The sequence below is a fragment of the Nonomuraea sp. NPDC050643 genome (genome assembly GCF_040654715.1).
GTDB lineage: Bacteria > Actinomycetota > Actinomycetes > Streptosporangiales > Streptosporangiaceae > Nonomuraea.
Genome location: NZ_JBFAIM010000029.1, coordinates 66,072 through 82,494, shown reverse-complemented (window position 1 = coordinate 82,494; position 16,423 = coordinate 66,072). Strand labels below are relative to the sequence as shown.

18 protein-coding genes are annotated in these 16,423 nt (G+C 71.8%); 8 read left to right on the top strand and 10 right to left on the bottom strand.

The features are described 5' to 3' along the window. Nucleotides 1–79 precede the first annotated feature (79 nt). The 3 genes from AB0I15_RS33745 (at nucleotide 80) to AB0I15_RS33735 (ending at nucleotide 2,214) form a co-directional block, all read left to right on the top strand. Nucleotides 80–565, top strand: coding sequence for a SigE family RNA polymerase sigma factor (locus AB0I15_RS33745; protein WP_358104328.1), 486 nt, complete (start codon nucleotides 80–82; stop codon nucleotides 563–565). Then, entirely contained in the window at nucleotides 562–1,722 is a 1,161-nt protein-coding gene (locus tag AB0I15_RS33740) for a hypothetical protein (RefSeq protein WP_358104325.1), read from the top strand. The genes AB0I15_RS33745 and AB0I15_RS33740 overlap by 4 nt, the downstream gene beginning before the upstream one ends. Before the next feature lie 138 nt (nucleotides 1,723–1,860). Further along, nucleotides 1,861–2,214 (top strand): sigma factor, encoded by a 354-nt coding sequence (locus AB0I15_RS33735; RefSeq protein WP_358104322.1) that lies wholly within the window; start codon nucleotides 1,861–1,863, stop codon nucleotides 2,212–2,214. A gap of 9 nt (nucleotides 2,215–2,223) precedes the next feature. On the opposite strand, the gene AB0I15_RS33730 is transcribed toward AB0I15_RS33735, so the two are convergent. Beyond that, the gene (locus AB0I15_RS33730; protein WP_358104484.1) at nucleotides 2,224–3,219 is read right to left on the bottom strand and encodes a terpene synthase family protein; all 996 of its coding nucleotides are present in this window, start codon (nucleotides 3,217–3,219) and stop codon (nucleotides 2,224–2,226) included. Between the two features lie 208 nt (nucleotides 3,220–3,427). Here AB0I15_RS33730 and AB0I15_RS33725 point away from each other — a divergent pair, with 208 nt between their 5' ends. Next, nucleotides 3,428–3,583, top strand: a complete 156-nt coding sequence (locus AB0I15_RS33725; RefSeq protein ID WP_358104319.1) for a hypothetical protein — start codon at nucleotides 3,428–3,430, stop codon at nucleotides 3,581–3,583. A gap of 123 nt (nucleotides 3,584–3,706) precedes the next feature. Here the strand turns inward: AB0I15_RS33725 and AB0I15_RS33720 are convergent, their stop codons facing one another. Then, nucleotides 3,707–4,549, bottom strand: a complete 843-nt coding sequence (locus AB0I15_RS33720) for a PhzF family phenazine biosynthesis isomerase (protein WP_358104316.1) — start codon at nucleotides 4,547–4,549, stop codon at nucleotides 3,707–3,709. A 173-nt stretch (nucleotides 4,550–4,722) separates the two neighbouring features. On the opposite strand from AB0I15_RS33720, the gene AB0I15_RS33715 reads away from it, so the two are divergent. From AB0I15_RS33715 to AB0I15_RS33705, 3 genes are read left to right on the top strand one after another with little or no spacing between them, the layout of a single operon-like run. Continuing rightward, the gene (locus AB0I15_RS33715) at nucleotides 4,723–5,130 is read left to right on the top strand and encodes a YciI family protein (protein ID WP_358104482.1); all 408 of its coding nucleotides are present in this window, start codon (nucleotides 4,723–4,725) and stop codon (nucleotides 5,128–5,130) included. A gap of 5 nt (nucleotides 5,131–5,135) precedes the next feature. Beyond that, nucleotides 5,136–6,281: a sigma-70 family RNA polymerase sigma factor gene (locus tag AB0I15_RS33710; protein ID WP_358104478.1), complete on the top strand. Its 1,146-nt coding sequence runs from the start codon at nucleotides 5,136–5,138 to the stop codon at nucleotides 6,279–6,281. Beyond that, the gene (locus AB0I15_RS33705; RefSeq protein WP_358104313.1) at nucleotides 6,278–6,730 is read left to right on the top strand and encodes a DUF4982 domain-containing protein; all 453 of its coding nucleotides are present in this window, start codon (nucleotides 6,278–6,280) and stop codon (nucleotides 6,728–6,730) included. The genes AB0I15_RS33710 and AB0I15_RS33705 overlap by 4 nt, the downstream gene beginning before the upstream one ends. Nucleotides 6,731–6,917: 187 nt before the next feature. On the opposite strand, the gene AB0I15_RS33700 is transcribed toward AB0I15_RS33705, so the two are convergent. Beyond that, on the bottom strand, nucleotides 6,918–7,895 hold the full coding sequence (locus AB0I15_RS33700) for a LacI family DNA-binding transcriptional regulator (protein WP_358104309.1): 978 nt from the start codon (nucleotides 7,893–7,895) through the stop codon (nucleotides 6,918–6,920). A 168-nt stretch (nucleotides 7,896–8,063) separates the two neighbouring features. Between AB0I15_RS33700 and AB0I15_RS33695 the strand changes: the two genes are divergently transcribed. Next, nucleotides 8,064–8,906, top strand: a complete 843-nt coding sequence (locus AB0I15_RS33695; RefSeq protein WP_358104306.1) for an IclR family transcriptional regulator — start codon at nucleotides 8,064–8,066, stop codon at nucleotides 8,904–8,906. Nucleotides 8,907–9,018: 112 nt separating this feature from the next. Here the strand turns inward: AB0I15_RS33695 and AB0I15_RS33690 are convergent, their stop codons facing one another. The 7 genes from AB0I15_RS33690 to AB0I15_RS33660 form a co-directional block, all read right to left on the bottom strand. After that, on the bottom strand, nucleotides 9,019–9,894 hold the full coding sequence (locus AB0I15_RS33690) for an aminotransferase class IV (protein WP_358104303.1): 876 nt from the start codon (nucleotides 9,892–9,894) through the stop codon (nucleotides 9,019–9,021). Between the two features lie 55 nt (nucleotides 9,895–9,949). Beyond that, nucleotides 9,950–11,725 (bottom strand): thiamine pyrophosphate-binding protein, encoded by a 1,776-nt coding sequence (locus AB0I15_RS33685; RefSeq protein ID WP_358104300.1) that lies wholly within the window; start codon nucleotides 11,723–11,725, stop codon nucleotides 9,950–9,952. Nucleotides 11,726–11,829: 104 nt separating this feature from the next. Then, entirely contained in the window at nucleotides 11,830–12,468 is a 639-nt protein-coding gene (locus tag AB0I15_RS33680; protein ID WP_358104297.1) for a 2'-5' RNA ligase family protein, read from the bottom strand. Between the two features lie 13 nt (nucleotides 12,469–12,481). Then, complete coding sequence (locus AB0I15_RS33675) at nucleotides 12,482–13,696, bottom strand: FAD-dependent oxidoreductase (RefSeq protein ID WP_358104294.1); 1,215 nt, start codon at nucleotides 13,694–13,696, stop codon at nucleotides 12,482–12,484. Beyond that, nucleotides 13,693–14,466 carry a class I SAM-dependent methyltransferase gene (locus AB0I15_RS33670; RefSeq protein WP_358104291.1) on the bottom strand — a complete coding sequence of 258 codons (774 nt, stop codon included), beginning with the start codon at nucleotides 14,464–14,466 and terminating at the stop codon, nucleotides 13,693–13,695. Before AB0I15_RS33670 ends, AB0I15_RS33675 begins: the two co-directional genes overlap by 4 nt. Before the next feature lie 53 nt (nucleotides 14,467–14,519). Then, the gene (hisG, locus tag AB0I15_RS33665; protein WP_358104288.1) at nucleotides 14,520–15,224 is read right to left on the bottom strand and encodes an ATP phosphoribosyltransferase; all 705 of its coding nucleotides are present in this window, start codon (nucleotides 15,222–15,224) and stop codon (nucleotides 14,520–14,522) included. Then, the gene (locus AB0I15_RS33660) at nucleotides 15,199–16,317 is read right to left on the bottom strand and encodes a DUF1152 domain-containing protein (RefSeq protein ID WP_358104285.1); all 1,119 of its coding nucleotides are present in this window, start codon (nucleotides 16,315–16,317) and stop codon (nucleotides 15,199–15,201) included. The genes hisG and AB0I15_RS33660 overlap by 26 nt, the downstream gene beginning before the upstream one ends. Nucleotides 16,318–16,423 lie beyond the last annotated feature (106 nt).

Here is a 16,423-nt window from a genome sequence, read left to right as displayed (position 1 = left end):
CCGCATCATGCCGTAGCCGATTCGGTAGCGGATTGCGTGAGGCCCCAACCGTTCACCCGCTCCCGGGCGTCTTGTCTACATGACGGATTCCGAGGCGTTCGAGGCCTTCGTCGCCGCCTGGCACCCGCGGCTGCTGCGTGCCGCCATCCTCATCAGCGGTGACCGGCATCTGGCCGAGGACGTGCTCCAGGACGCCCTGATCAAGCTGGCGCGCCGCTGGTCGAAGGTGCACACCGATCCGGCCGGTTACGTGCGTACCATCCTGTACCGGGACGTGGCGTACAGGTGGCGGAGGCGGCGGGAGTTCGCCTACGGGGAGCCGCCCGACCAGGCGGACCACGACACCTCGGGGGCGTCGGACCTGAAGGTGGTCTTCGCCCGCGCGCTGGCCAGGTTGCCGGTGAAGCAGCGGGCGGTGCTGGTGCTGCGCTTCTACGAGGACCTGCCCGTCGGGGAGGTCGCCGCGATCCTCCGGGTCTCGCCCGGGACGGTGAAGAGCCAGACGCACGCCGCGCTGAAGCGGCTACGCGAGGTCGCTCCCGAGCTGGAAGAGGTGTTGATATGACGGACCAGAGGCTGCGGGAGCTCTTCGACGATCTCGCCGAGACCCTGCCCGAAGGATCGTCGCGCGCGGGGGAGCTGTGGCGGCGGGGGACGCGGAGCCGTGCCCGCCGCCGGTGGACGGCGGCCGGGGCGGCCGCGACGGTCACCGCGCTCGTCGCGGTGGGCATCGTCGTGTTCCCTGAGCCGGTCGAGCGCGGCATCACCGTCCGGCCCAGCGTCACGCCCACGCCCACGATCCCGCCGGCCCCCGCCATGGACACGGCGCCGCCGCCCAGCGGGCAGGCGGGGTTGCCCAAGCTGGCGACCGCGCTGCCGGAGCGGTGGGCCGGCCTCCCCGTCGTGACCGCGGTCCCCGGGCCCGTCCTGGCGCTGGCCGAGTACGGCGACGGGCGGATCTACCTGATGAAGTCCGGCGGACGCGTCCCCCTCGAGGTGAAGCTGGGCGATTCGGTGGACGCGGCCGGCAACGGCGGGACGCCGCTGAAGCCCAACGCGCTCGCCCCCGACGGGACGATGGCCGCCTTCCCGCAGAAGGACGAGGTGGTGGTGGTCGACCTCGTGATCGGCCAGGCCCGGCGCTATCCGGTGCCGGGGTTCAACGAGGTGGTGCTCTGGCGCGGGGACCGGCTCCTCGTCGAGCAGGAGGAGGCGAACTACCTGCTCGACCTGGCCACGGGGGAGGTGCGGCGGCAGCCGTACAAGGGGTTCACGGGTGTCGCCGGCTACCGTGACCTCAGGATCGTCTCGCCCGACGAGGGCGGCCGGACGGTCATCCAGGAGGGCGGCTGGGAGGTGGAGCTGGACGTCCAGGACATCACCGGCGCGGGCGGCATGCCCGTGGGCGTCCTGGGAGACCACGGCTGGCAGCGCGACGGCCTCCTGGCCAGGTCCGCGCCCGCCCACCACGGCCGGGCGGACGGCGCCGATGTGGTCGTCGTGGCCGACGCCGCCACGGGACGGGTGGTCAGGACGCTGCTCCTGCCCTCGGGCTCGAGGTGCGGGAAGGGCGGCTGCCCCGTACGCGGCTGGCTCGGCCACGACACGGTGATCATCGAGAGCGGCGACCGGCTGCTCGGCTGGAACATCGGCACCGGCGCCCTGTCCCGTGTCGCCGACCTGCCCCGGGAGGTGACCGCCTACTCCCTGCGCCCCGGGTGAGCGGCCCCTTCACGCGGAGGAGAATGTGCCCGGCGTGAAGCGACCTCCCCGGGGGCTCACGCATGTGGTGGGCATGCAGTCCGAGATCATCAACGCGCCACCCTGTCTCCGGACGCCGAGGCGTCGGCCGACACGGTCATGACCGGGTCGTTCCCCCTCCACCGGCTCGCTCTTGTGCGGTTGGCGTTCCTCCTGGTGGGTGACCAGGAGACCGCCGAGGACGTGGTCCAGGACGCGTTCGCCGCGGTCCATCGCCGGTGGAGCAGGCCGCCGACCGCGAGCAGGTGCTGCCGTGCCTGCGCACGGCCGTGGTCAACGGGTGCCGGATGGTGGTGCGGCGCAGGGCGGTCATCGGGCGGTTCCGCGGTCAACGCGAGGTTCCCTTCTGGTCGGCGGAGGCCGCGGCGCTGCTGGGGGAGACCCGTCGACCGGCGAGATCCTGGCCAGGGTCGCGAAGGCGGGAGAGAGCACCGTGGGCCTCGCCAAAGGTGAGGTCATGGACTATTCGCGGACGATGGCGGTCCGGTCGTGGTGGAAGGTGACCCGTCCGGTGCGCAGCCCGTTCCACGCGTTGCCGGCCCCGATGTAGCGGGTGGTCTCCAGGGACCAGCGGAGATTACCCGCGCAGAAGTCGCCCAGGGCGTCGAGGTAGGCGCGCAGGTCAGGGCCGGGGTATCGGTGGCGAAGGCGTTCGCTCAAGGCGGCGAGGGCCTGGTCCGCCCGCTGGACGCGGTCGCAGATGAGGTCGACGGCGTGCTGGAGGCTGGGGACGTGGCCGTGCAGGAGCACGCCCACAGCGTTGAAATGATCGCCCTTGAGGCATTCGGCGCGGCAGGAGAGAAGGTCGTTGACGAACATCGCGTGCTCTACCGCGAGCTCCCCGGCCCTGGCCAGGTCGGGGTCGGCGGCCAGCAGATCGGTCAGGTCAAGGTCCAGGACATATTCCACGGTGACGATGTAGGGCAGCAGCCCGACAGAGATTCTGCGCAGGCCAAGATAGGTGTCGAAGTCGGGCGTATGCCGGCGTTGACGATAGCGGTTCTCCTCCACGACCGCGCCGAACCAGTCCTGCCAGGACTGCCGGAATCGCCGGTAGACGCGTTCGGGCATGTTCCGTTCGAACGTGGCGAAGACGTCGGCGTACGCGCGTCCGTAAGGGTGGTCTGCGAGCTGTGCGCCCGCGACTTCCCCGAAGAGGGCGTTCTGGATCACGGCCATGTCGTCGACCTCGAACGCCAGTGAGGTCATCTGGGAGGAGTGGGTCACCCTCTCGGCGATGCCCTGGGGGTAGACCATCGAGTCCCACATGGGGTATCGGCACTCCAGCAGGCTCCGCATCGCCTCCGGGTCCGTGAGTGGCAGGAACTCCGCCACCCAGGCCGCGTTGTCCTCATAGATCGTCGGATATTCCACGTTGATGCGCGGCCGTGTCCGGCAGGCCACCTCCGGCAGCCGGAAGCCGATCCCCGGCAGCAGCCCCGGCGGAACGCGAACCACCAAGAAACCCACTCCTCACGTGAGTCGACCACCCCGTGACACAAAGTGTTCCGCGAACGACCGACCGTCACACCGGGGCTTCCCGCCGAACTTGCCGCGATGCTACGAATGGCGATGTACATCGGTCATCGGATGGCGCGAGCGGGGCTACCTGATCCTGCCGGCCCTGTCCCAAGGGCCACTGCACGGATACGGCGTGATCAAAGCGATGCTAGAGCCGTCCGAAGACCGCGTGCGGCTCGGCGCGGGCACCCTCTACGGCGCCCTGGACCGGCTCGCGGGCGAGGGGCTGGTGATCGTGGTCAAGGAGGAGGTCGTTTCCGGCCGCCACCGTCGCCACCACGACCTGACCACCCTCCCGTGAGCCACGACACCACCCCGCTCTACGAACGGCGCTGCCGCACGCTGACGCGCCTCGCCACCTGGCGTTCGGTGCTCACCTGCCGGGGCGATATCGCCGGTGGGCCAGAGACCAGATCATGGGTCGTCACGGGATGGGCACCGCGGTGCCCGAAACCCTCACACGCGAGTCGCCCGGAATGGTGGTGCACGTCAGAAGGCTGGGCCGGCCCATGTCGACGCCCTGGTGAATGGTGAGGACGGCGCCGTCTTCGAGGTGGCCCAGCGTGCGCAGGTAGCCGGTGAAGGCGGCGGCCGCGGCGCCGGTGGCCGGGTCCTCGACGACGCCGCCCGGCGGGAACGGGTTGCGGACGTGGAAGACGGTGGGCGATTCGGGCCAGAAGAGGTGGACGGTGGTCCATCCCACGTCGGCCATGAGCTTGCCGAGGGCGTCGAAGTCGTAGTCGAGATCGGCCAGGCGGCCCCGGCCGGCCGCGGCCAGGACGAGATGGTCGTTGCCCGCGTGGGCGACGTGTGCCGGGTAGCCGGGGTGCAGGTCGTCGGCCGACCAGCCGAGTGCGGCCAGCGCCGGCCGTACCTCCTCCTCTTCGGAGGCTCGGCGGGTGGAGGTGGGCGGGCTGGTCAAGGTGGCCGTGATCCCGCCGGCCGGGTCCGCGACGATCTCCACCGGCACCGGGCCCGCCTGGGTGGCGAGGTGCACGGTTCCGGGGCCGATGTGTTCGCCGAGCGCGACCGAGGCCGCGATCGTCGCGTGGCCGCAGAAGGCGACCTCGGCCAGCGGGCTGAAGTACTGGATGCGGTGGCGGCGCTCACCCGTGGGGTGCAGGAAGGCCGTCTCGGAGTAGCCGAGTTCGGCGGCGATGGCGAGCATGGCCGCGTCCGACAGCACCCGGGCGTCCAGGACCACTCCGGCGGGGTTGCCGCCGGTGGGAGTGGTGGTGAAGGCGGCGTACCTCATTATTTCGGTCATGTGGTCATCATCACGCATCACGCGGAGGCACCGCCCCAGGCCGAAGCCGACGTGGGAGCGGACCTGTCGAGCCAAGTCCGCCGGGAATGTCGCGCTGGGAGGCCGAGAACCCGCGTGGCTCCGTCCCCATCCTGAACACGGCCACAATGGACCGTACGCGTAAGGAGAACATGATGGCCAAATACCTGCTGCTCAAGCACTACCGGGGTGCGCCCGCGTCGGTCAACGACGTGCCGATGGACCAGTGGACGCCGGAGGAGGTCACCGCCCACGTGCAGTACATGCGTGATTTCGCCGCCCGCCTCGAGGAGACCGGCGAGTTCGTCGACAGTCAAGGGCTCACCCCGGAGGGCACGTTCGTCCGCTACGACGGCGAGGGCCGGCCGCCGGTCACCGACGGCCCGTTCGCGGAGACCAAGGACCTGATCGCCGGCTGGATGGTGATCGACGTCGACACCTACGAGCGGGCGCTCGAACTGGCCGGCGAGCTGTCCGCGGCTCCGGGCGCGGGCGGCGAGCCGATCCACGAGTGGCTCGAGCTACGCCCGTTCATGGCCGCGCACTCGGTCATCACGGAGTGACGTACGTGGACGAGGCCCTGCTGCGGACCCTCACCCCCACGGTGATCGGCGTCCTCGTCCGGCGCGGGGCCGACTTCGCGGCGGCCGAGGACGCCGTGCAGGACGCCCTGGTCGAGGCCGTGCGCGGGGGGCCGGACGGCCCGCCGCGAGACCTCAAGGCCTGGCTGGTCACCGTGGCCTGGCGCAAGTTCCTCGACGCCGCCCGCGCCGAGACCTCACGGCGGCACCGCGAGGTACGCGTCGAGGCCGAACCCCTGCCCGAGCCGGGGGAGGCGGTGGACGACACGCTCCAGCTGTACTTCCTGTGCGCCCACCCGTCCCTGACACCGGCCTCGGCCGTCGCGCTCACGCTGCGCGCGGTCGGCGGCCTGACCACGCGTCAGATCGCGCAGGCGTACCTCGTGCCGGAGGCGACCATGGCGCAGCGGATCAGCCGGGCCAAGCGGACCGTCTCGGACGTCCGCTTCAACCAGCCCGGCGACGTCGCCACCGTGCTGCGCGTGCTCTACCTGGTCTTCAACGAGGGCTACTCCGGCGACGTCGACCTCGCCGCCGAGGCGATCCGGCTCACCCGCCAACTGGCGGCCAAGACCGGCCATGAGGAGGCCGCCGGGCTGCTCGCGCTCATGCTGCTGCACCACGCCCGGCGCTCGGCCCGGACCCGCCCCGACGGCAGCCTCGTGACCCTGGCCGAGCAGGACCGCGGCCTGTGGGACACCCGCCTGATCGCCGAGGGCGTCGATGTGCTCCAGGCCGCCCTCGCCCGTGACCGCCTGGGCGAGTTCCAGGCCCAGGCCGCCATCGCCGCGCTGCACGCCGACGCGTACACGGCCGAGGAGACCGACTGGGTGCAGATCGTCGAGTGGTACGACGAACTGGTGCGCCTCACCGACAGCCCGGTGGCCCGCCTCAACCGCGCGGTCGCGGTCGGCGAGGCCGACGGTCCCCGGGCCGGCCTGGCCGCCCTGGCGGTGCTCGACCCCGGCCTGCCCCGCCACACCGCGGTCGCGGCGTACCTGCACGAGCGTGACGGAGACCCGGTGACCGCGGCCCGGCTCTACGCCGAAGCCGCCCGGTCGGCGCCCAGCCTCCCCGAACGCGACCACCTCACCAAGCAGGCCGCCCGGCTCAACGCGCGACTGCGGGGTTGAACGGCGCTCCCGGGCCGGCCTGGCAGGGCCGGCCCGCTCGCCGACGTCGTTGCGGACGTCCTTCAACGACGACTGGCAGGTACGCCGACGCCGACGAGATCGAGCTCCTCCTCGACGGCCGGTCCCTCGGGCGGCGGCCGGTGGACCGTTTCCGCGCCGCGTTCGAGACGGCCTACGAGCCGGGCGAACTGCTCGCGATCGCCTACCGCGACGGCGCCGAGACCGGCCGGGACCTGCTCCGCTCCGCGACCGGCCCGGTGCTGCTCGGCCTCGGCAGCGCCGACCCGGCCACCGAGGAACGCTTCGACGCCCTCGAACGCCGCACCTACGACGGCCGCGCCCTGGCCGTCGTCCGCCCCACCGGCCCCGGCAAGATCCGGCTGCTCGCCTCCGCCCCAGAGTGTGCTCCGGCCGAGATCGTCATCGACGTCCTGGAACAGCGCGCATGATCGACCGCGCGTCCTCGGTCCGCCGCCACACCCTCGAGATCACCCGGCCGGACCCGCCGACGGTCACGGCGACTCCGCCTGCACCACCGACCTCACCGGCCTGCGGACCTTCACCGCCTTCCACGACCAGGCCGCCGCCCGCGCCGAGGGGCGGCTCGCCGTGACCACCGCGACGATGATGGGCGGCTCAGGTGGATGAACGATGGATGACGCGGGGGTTGATCGAGGCGCCGGTGTGGTGGTCGGTGCGGCCTGCGCCGGCCAGGCCGGTGACGATCGTCGCGGCGCGGTGCCGGGCGACGTCGTGCAGGTCCCAGCAGACGGTGGTGAGCGGCGGCGCGGCCAAGCGCGCGGTGGGGATGTCGTCGGCCCCGATGACGGCCATGCCGGCGGGTACGGCGAGGCCGTGCTCGTGCAGGCCGGCGAGCAGGGCGACGGCGGTCTCGTCGTTGAAGGCGCACACGCCGGTCACCGCCTGCTCGCGCCAGCCGGTGATGGCCCGCGTCGCGCTGTCGACCTCCAGGAGCACGGTCAGCGTCACGGGAGGTTCGAGCCCGGCTTCCACGCACGCGTCGGCGGCGCCTTGGAGGCGTTCGCCGGCCATCGGCGCGAAGGCGGGGTGGCCGGGCAGGGCGTAGCCGAGGCGTCGATGGCCACGGCTGATGAGGTGCTCGGCCTGCAGACGGCCGACGTGCCGCATCGGGGAGAGGCCCTCGTCCTCGGAGGGGAGCACGAGATCGGCGCCGGCGCGGCGCAGGGCCTGGACGGTGTCCTGGTCGAAAGCGGAGAAGCCGACGACCACGGAGGCGTCGATGGCCGCGCACACGTCGGGCAGCGGCCGGCCGTGCGCCGCCGCGAGGTGCGTGACCAGCGTCAGGCCGTAGGCCGCCAGCGCGGTGGCGAGCTCCTCGACGAAGCGGCTGATGCCGGCTCCGATGGGCAGGTCGGGAATGGCCAGGAGCACCACGTCACTGCGGCCGGCCGCCAGCGAACGGGCGGAGGCGTGCGGGCGGTAGTCCAGGTCGCGGGCGGCCTCCAGGACGCGGCGCCGGGTCTCCTCGGTGATGCGCATCCCGGGCTTGTCGTTGAGCACGAAGCTCACGGTGGCGCGGGAGACGCCGGCGGCCCGGGCGACGTCCGAACTGGTGATCCGCTTGACGGGCATGCCGTCCTCTCCTCGATCGCACGGGTGCGGGGGTTCCGCGCCGGCCCCGGGACTCATGGTAGAAGCTGTCGGGTAACGCGCGTAATCAGATGCGGACCGGCGCCGGCGGAGCCCACGCCGGCCCGGCGGAAAGACCGTACCGCCGGGCCGGAATGGCAGACTGGTCGCGTGAGCACGGATCCCCCGGAGCGGAACACGGAGTCGATCCAGAGCATCGAGCGCGCGGCGGCGATCCTGGAGGCGGTGGCCGCGGGAGACGGCCACGGCCGCCGCCTGATCGACATCGCCGCCGACACCGGCCTGCGCAAGGCGACCGCGCACCGCATCCTCGGCACCCTCGCCCAGGTCGGGCTGGTCGAGCAGGACGAGCGCACCAGCCGGTTCCATCTCGGGCTGCGCCTGTTCTCGCTCGGCATGACCGCCGCCAACCGCTACGGCCTGGCCGACCTGGCGAGCGAGTGCATGCTGCGGCTGGCCGAGCGGACCCACGACACCGTCTACCTCACCGTGCGCAGCGGCAACGAGGCGGTGTGCGTCGACAGGGTGACCGGCATGTTCCCGATCAAGACGCTCAGCCTGAACGTCGGCGACCGCCGTCCGCTCGGCGTCGGCGCGGGCAACCTGGCCATGCTGGCCTGGCTGCCCGACCACGAGATACGCGAGATCGTCGCCGCGAACGCCCCGCGATATCCGCACTTCGGCAAGCTCGACTCGGCGACGATCATGGCCCTGGTCGAGGAGAGCCGCGAGCTGGGATACGCGTTCAACGACCGGCTGATCCTGGCCGGGATGAGGGCCGTCGGCGTGCCGGTCATGGGGCACGACGAGCGGCCCGTGGCGGCGCTCAGCGTGGCCGCGATCACCGAGCGCATGTCGGCCGCCCGCCGCGCCGACATCGTCGCCTGGCTCGCCGGCGAGGCCAAGGCGCTGCACGAGCGGCTGCGCGACGCGATCGGCAAGGTCACCGAGTCGCGCGTACGCCGCCTCGCGGGCGACCAGCCCGCCAGGTGACACGCCGCGAGCGGGGGCGAGCCGTCGCCGCTCGGCACTCACCCGCCGGGGCACTCACCCGCCGGGGCACTCACCCACCGGGGCGGCCACCCGATCGGCGTGCTCCAGGCGGCTATCCGATCGGCGTGCTCCAGCGGGCGGACGACAGCGCCTCCCGGTAGGCGTTCTGGAGTGCGGACAGCACCGGGCCGGGTTCGCCGTCGCCGACCGTGCGCCCGTCCACCTCCACCACCGGGACGAGGCCACCCGCGGTGCTCGTCAGGAACATCTCGTCGGCGGTGTACGCGTCGTACAGCTCGAGCTCGCTCTCGTAAGCCTGGTAGCCCAGCTCCGCCGCCAGGTGCATGGTCGTCTCCCTGGTGATGCCGCGCAGCACATCGTGCCGCGGCGTCCTGACCACTTCGTCCGTGACGACGAAGACGTTGAAGCCCGGCGCCTCGCACAGACGGCCGCGCACGTCCAGCATCAGCGCCTGATCGACGGCCGCGGCCCTGGCCTCGATCTTCGCCATGACCAGGTTGAGATAGTTCAGGCTCTTCACGTGCGCGTCGAGGACATGCCCGGGCGGCCGGCGGATCGCGACGGTCTTCACGCGCAGACCGGTCGGCGACGAGCGGTCGATGTACGGGCGCGCCATGATGATGAGGTTCGGGACGCACCCGGTGGGATCCATCAGCGGTGTGCCGTTCGAGCCGCGGGTCAGGATCCACTTGATGTAGGCGTCCTGCAGCCCGTTCCGGCGTACCGTCGTCATGACCAGGTCCTTGAGACGGTCTTCGGTGACGGGACAGTCCAGGGCGACCGCCATGCACGAGCGCAGGAACCGCCGCACATGGTCGTCCAGCCGGAAGATGCGGCCCTGCCAGGCGACCACGGTCTCGAAGACCCCGTCGCCGTAGAGCACCGCGTGGTCCAGGATCGACACCGTGGCCGTCGCCTCGGGCACGAATGCGCCGCCGACATAGGCGATGCGTTCGCCGGCGTTCATGGAAGCACCTCGTTTCCTGTCGGGCCGCCCGCCGATGACGAGCACCGCGCGGGCGTCACACCGGACGATCTCCTGGCCGGACCTCGATCGTGCGGTTGTCCGCGGCGGGCAGCATCCGGCCGGGGTCGCGGGTCACGACGACGTCGACGACGGTCGGCGCGTCGCGGGTCGCCAGCGCCTGCTTCAGCGCCGGACGCAGGTCGTCGGGGTGCTCGACCCGATGCCCGTGGCAGCCGAAATGACGGGCGAGCTCCGCGTAGTTCGTCTCGATCAGATCGGCGGACTGGTATCGCCCCTCGCCGTACACGGCGTGCTGGAGCGCCTTGACGTAGCCGGACGCGGCGTTGTTGACGACCACGAGGGTGAAGGCGGCGCCCGCGCGGCGGGCGGTCTCCAGGTCGCCCACGGTCATGTTGAGCCCGCCGTCGCCGGTGATGCTCACCACCGGGGCGCCGGTGTCGCGGACGGCCAGGGCGGCGCCGAGTGCTCCCGGCAGGCCGTACCCGATGGAGGCGAAGCCGCGGTCGGCCACGAATCCCCGGCCCGCCCGCTTGGTGTCGTGCAGGAGCCCGGCCCAGTGGCTGGCGAAGCCGCCGTCGGCGACGAGCACGCCGTCGTCGGGCAGGGCCCGGTTCAGCTCGCCGATCAACCGGCCCATGCCGATCGGCACCTCGTCGCTCTCGTAGCGGGCCCGCGCGTGCCGTTCCCACGCGGCGCGGCGTTCCCTGACCTCGCGCAGGTACGCCGACCGGTCATCGGACGGCCCGCCGGCCGCCAGCGCCGTCGCGAGGTCCGACAGCCCGGCGCGGGCGTCCCCCCAGAGGCCGACCTGGGTACGTGCCCAGCGGCCGATCTCCTCCGCCACGATGTCGAGGTGGATCAGCGGCGTGCCCGGCAGAGGCAGGGTGTAGCGCTTCGTGGCGATCTCCCCGAGCTTGCACCCGACGGCCAGCAGGCAGTCGGAGGACTCCAGCAGCTCGTTGGCGTACCTGCTGAACCGCCCGAACAGCCCCGCGGACAGGCCGTGCACGCACGGGATCGCGCCCTTGCCGCTCAGCGTGTGCGCCACCGGGATCCCCGCCCCTTCGGCCAGGCGGAGCAGGGCGTCATAGGCGCCTGACAGGTGCACGCCGCCCCCGGCCAGGATGAGCGGCCGCCGCGACCGCGCCAGCAGCTCCGCCGCGCGCTCCATCTCGTACGTGTCGGGCCGGGTCCGCCGCGCCGGCACGCGGGTGGTGGCGGCGTCGGCGAAGAACGCGCCGGAGCCGAACGTGTGCTCGGCATGCGCGACGTCCTCCGGGACATCGAGGACCACAGGCCCTGGACGCCCCGACGTGGCGACCGCGTACGCCCGCCTGACCAGCTCGGGAATGCGCTCGACGGCCTCGACGCGGATCAGCTCCTTGACGGCCGGACGCAGGATCTCCACCTGGCGGGCCTCCTGCGTCATGTTCCGCCAGGAGGACCCGCGATGGGTGTCGCCCGTCAGCGCGATCACCGGGACACCCGCGTTGAGCGACTCCACCAGTGCCGTGACCAGGTTGGTCGCGCCGGGCCCGAGCGTGCCGTCGCAGATCCCGGGCCGGCCCGTCAGGCGGGCGTAGGCGTCGGCCGCGAAGGCTCCGGTCCGCTCGTCGTTCACCAGGTGGTGCTCCATGCCCAGGACCCGCACGCCCTCGTAGAACGGCAGCAACTGGAAACCGGCCATGCCGAACATGGGGCCGGCGCCGCAGACCCGGAGCATCTCCGCCAGGGCGCGCCCTCCGGAGACGGGCCGGTCGGGCGCGGACGGCTGTCCGGCATCGTCACGGCGGGGGGTGTTCGCCGTCATCTTGCCTCCTGTCCCGATGCGGCCGATCGCTCGGCGACCCCGGCGGAGTATGGGGGTTTCGCATTACGATACTTAGTCCCGAAAATGCGTCAAGCCGTCCGCGCCTACCGGGGGCCGAGGTGGATGCGCCGGGCCGGCCGCAGCCAGCGATATTGGTTCTCCGACACATCCTGCGTCACCTCGACGAGCCACACCTCGTCGAGGAGCCACGTCGCCCGCCCAGGGCGTACCCGGCGGCGCAGGGCCTCCTGCACGGGCCCCGAGTCGAACGAGTCGAGCCCGTAGCCGAGCGTGAGGTGAGGGGGCAGGGCCGAATACTCGACCGACCCGTCCCCCAGCACGGAGACGATGGCGGCCCGCACCCGCTCGTAGCACTCGTGGAGCGCCTGCCCCGGCAGATCCTGGTCCAGATCCAGGGCGACGCCGGTGGCGCCGGCGAGCGCCGGGCCCACCGAGAGCGTGAAGGGTTCGATCTCGGCGAGCGTGCCGGCCAGGGCCGCACCCAGCGCCTCCCGCTCCTCGGCGCCGAGCTCCGGCCCCGTGACACCCGTGACCAACTGCAGGGTGGCCTTCAACCAGGCGTCGGGGACGATCCCGATGCCGGGGAACCGGCCGATGACCGCCCGGCAGTCCTGGACCAGGGCCGCGAGTTCCTTGTTCAGCTCAAGGTCGGGGACCAGGTAGACGTGCATCTTCGTGATGCCCTCCGGCCAGACGACATTGTCCTGGATGAACCTGTCCATGCCTCTGTCTCCCTCAGTTCGTCGCCAACGACGGAAGCGTGCTGTCTCCAAGGAGGTGGTGACGTTCGAGCATCAGCCGGTGCAACCGCGGATCCCGGGCGGCCGGTTCCTTGAGCCGGGCCAGCCGCGCCCGATGGGCGGCCCCCTCGGGCGTGGCGTCATCGAGCAGCACGCTGTCGTCGAACCACGGCCGAAGGCGCTCGCGCACCTCGTCGCGGTAGGCGGCGACGCCCACGCGCACGTCGTCGCCACGACCGAGCGCCCGCGCCAGCATGAGGCTCTGCGACAGCGCGTGGCTGAGCCCGCGCCCGTGTGCGGGATTGGTGGTGAACAACGCGTCTCCGGCCCGGACCACCGCCGTCACCTCCCCGGGAACGCTGACCCATTGATCGCCCCGGCTCGCGAAGCTCAGCACGGGCGAGGTCGGGGTGCTCGATTCGGGGAAGGTCCAGGGCCCCAGCTCGGGAACGCCTCGGAAGAGCGCGGCATGAAACCCGGGATCTCTGAGGCGCCGTCGCATGGGCCACCGGGGCCCACAGCTCACGACCGCGTGAAAGACGTCACCCGGGCCGCGAATGATGGACGCCTCCGCACCGTCGGACAGGTTCATCCGCCCGGTGACCACGCGAGACAGAGGGGGCACCCGCGCACCGGGCAGGAGCCTGTGGCGAACCGAGTGGAAGTCGCGGGACGACCCGTGCTCCTCTCTGCTCACGGTGGACTCCGCCGACCAGATACGTCCGTGGGTGCCGGTCGCATCGACCACGCAGGCGGCGGTCAAGGCCATCGAGCCGCCGGGCCGCCGTACGTGCGCGCATGCCGTGCGCCCGGTCGCCGTGACATCGACGAGGCGAGAACCGGTCAGTACGCGCACCGCTCCCGCCCGCGCGATCTCGGCGCGTAAGGCCGCGTCGAGCATCCAGCGCTCCATGAGCAGCGTGTCGACCGGCGGGCCACCGCCTTGGAGCAGACTCACCACGGTGCCGCCGATCCTCTGCAACCGGTCGAGCACCGCGGGAAGATGCTCGCTGAGCACCGCCAGGCCCTTGCCCAGCATCCCGTGAGGATGCCTGATCTGCGCGACACACCAGGTGGACGGATCCCCGGTCGAGCGGGCGGGGGCGGGGTCGATCAGCACCACCTCCCGGCCGGCCTGTGCCAGCAGCAGCGCTGAGGACAGTGCGGCGGCCCCGCCGCCCGCCACGGCGACGCGGCCGGAGCCGGTCACCGTTTCGAGCCGACGACGACGACCCGTGGACTCTCCCGCGGGTCGAGGGGATCGCCGGTCAGCGTCCCGTGAGCGGCGGTCATGGTCAGACCCGCCTGGGCGAGCAAGGCTTCGAGCTCGGCCGCGGCGTACAGCTCGAAGACCCCCGAGTAAGTCGCGTGGTCGGAGCCGTCGGTGTAGGAGTAGTCGATGCGCAGCGCACGGCCGGCCCGCAGCACGGTGCGGTCCTCCTGAACGCGGACGTCGCCCGTCCGCCAGCTCCTCCGCGAACGTTCCGGGTCCGTTCTGACGGCGTCGGCGTTCCAGAGGTCGAGGACCAGGTGCCCGCCCGCGTCGAGGCGACCGGCCCATCGAGCCAGGACCTCCGGCACCTCCCGCCGATCGAGCAGGGCGAAGGTGTTGTACAAGCAGAGAACCGCCTGATACGCCGCGCCTGGCGGCGTTCGCATGTCGCCTTCCAGCACGTCCACGGGGAGCCCCACGCAGGCGGCACGCGCCGCGGTCACGCTGGACGGGCTCTGGTCGATGCCCGTCGCGCGCACCCCACGCCTGCCGAACTCGTGCAGGTGACGCCCTTCGCCGCAACCGAGATCGATCACGTGTGAGCCGGCGCCCAGGGTGCACGCCCGCATGAGGAAGTCGGTCTCGCGGGAGGTCCGTTCGGGCGTGAGAAGATGCGCCACGGACCGCGCGTACCACGAGCCGTGCCCGTAGTACGCCTCGGACCAGTGCCGGGTGGCGGAGGCGGCGGTCTGTCCAGCCGTGTTCATCGAGGATTCCCTTCTCGCGGAAGTCGTGGACGGCGGGACCGCCTCGAAAGGCGTCATCGCGCGAGCATCCGGCACACCTGCTGGATGTTCTTCGGCGACTCGGTCCACGACGGGCTCGCGAAAACCCGGCCCGAGGTCTCCAGAATCGTTTCCAGGTAGCAGAGCCCATTGGCCTTGGCGGTCAGGCCGGTCATGTGCGCGTCCACGATCAGGTCGACGATGCCCGTGCGGGCGTACAGTTCGGCCGCGCCGCTGACCACCAGCAATTCACATGAGGGCAGGCCCGGCCGGTCGAAATAGCGGGCCGCGATGGAGGGATATTGGGTGGCGACCGTGACGTGTTCGCGGGTCCGCCAGTCACGGAGCTCCTCCGTGCCGAGGATGCCCACGCTGCATCGCTGATACCCGGTGTCGTGGAGTTCCACGAGGTCCACACCGGCCTCGACGACATAGTCGAATCCCGTGATCACCAGGTCGGCCAGGCCGTTGGCCGCCAGATAGGGCAGATCGTTGGACCGGGCGCAGATGACGATGAGGTCCTCGGTGTCGAACCTCAGGCTGCGCCCGCCGGTCTCCCCAAGGAGCGAGCCTGTGAGCGTGGCCACTTCCTCAAGGAGGCGGCCCGTGTTGGGAACGCCGAGGACGACCCTTTTCTCTTCGGCGAGGTCGCCGAAGCGCGTGAGGTCCGCGACCTCCGTTGTGCGCAGCATTACCGGCTTTCCCCCGATCGTGTCATGGAGCGACCCCCATGTCGGCATGGAGCCTGGAACCGAACTCCTTCATCAGGAAGGTCGGCACCAGGGGCTTGCGGTAGGCGGCGGCGAAACTGCGCCGGATCATCGCGTCGAGGGCGTCGACCTGAGCCCGGCTCGACGCGCCGTAGATATGGGCGCAGCGCCGGAGGCTCGTGTAGGTGACCCGGTCGTCCAAATGCGCGAGTGCGGCGGACACCTCGGACGGAGAGCGGGGAGCGGCGGCCCTTTTCGCGAAGAGACGCTCACTGGCGAGTTCGGAGACCTGGCCCGCGTCCGACAGGGCGGCGTTGACCTCGTCGAAGGACGCCGCCTGACGCACCGCCTGAACGAGCCGGCTGCGTCGGGCCACCGCACGCAGGAGGTAGGTGCGCGCGATGGACGCCGCACGATCCAGGACCACCGGGTCCAGGCCGGCCTTGATGTCCACCGTGGCCACGAGCCCCTGGCAGGCCAGCAGCATCATCAAGCTCGCCTCACTGGGAAACCAGGCGAGATCCGCGTACGCGCGTCCGGCCACGCTGCGCGGGATCACCTGCTCGTGCATCAGCGGAAGCTCGGCATGCGCCCGCCTCAGCTCCGCAGGGGACAACTCACCGTCCAGGCCGGCGCCGACCACGGTCACGACCGCTTCGATCCCGCTCGCGTCGCAGGCGGCCAGCAGGACCGCGTCCAGGGCCGGGCTGCGCAGCCCCGGTTCGTCTCCGGCGGCGAGCACGTCGCCGCCGACGTCGACCAGTTCGATCAGGTCGGCGCCGGCCCGGGCGCAGAGCCTGGCCAGGTGCCGGCCCAGGTTCTCGACACCGTCGGTGACGTCCAGGAAGAACACGTCCGAGCCCGAGACCTCGACGAACCTCGGCAGCGGCGACCATCCACCGGGAAGGGACGTCGTGGGGGCTATGCGCCGGCCGCGAGGATCTCGGACGAGACCGCAGAGGTCACCAGGTCCTCGCGGCCCGGGACGCGGATCGAGAGCGGACCGTTCCCAGACAGGCGCGGCGAACGCGACCGTCCGGTCCAGCGAGGGGAGCCGCGACAGCGCCCAGGCGGCGACCAGATCACCGGAGCCGCCGGACGCGACACATAACCGCCTTGCCAAGATTTCTCCCAACTGCTCACGGCGTCAGCAGACGCCTGGCCGGGCCGGTGCCCCGGCGACGCCATCAGCCGCCGGCCGAGGTCGCCTCGCACGCGCCGGTCCTGCC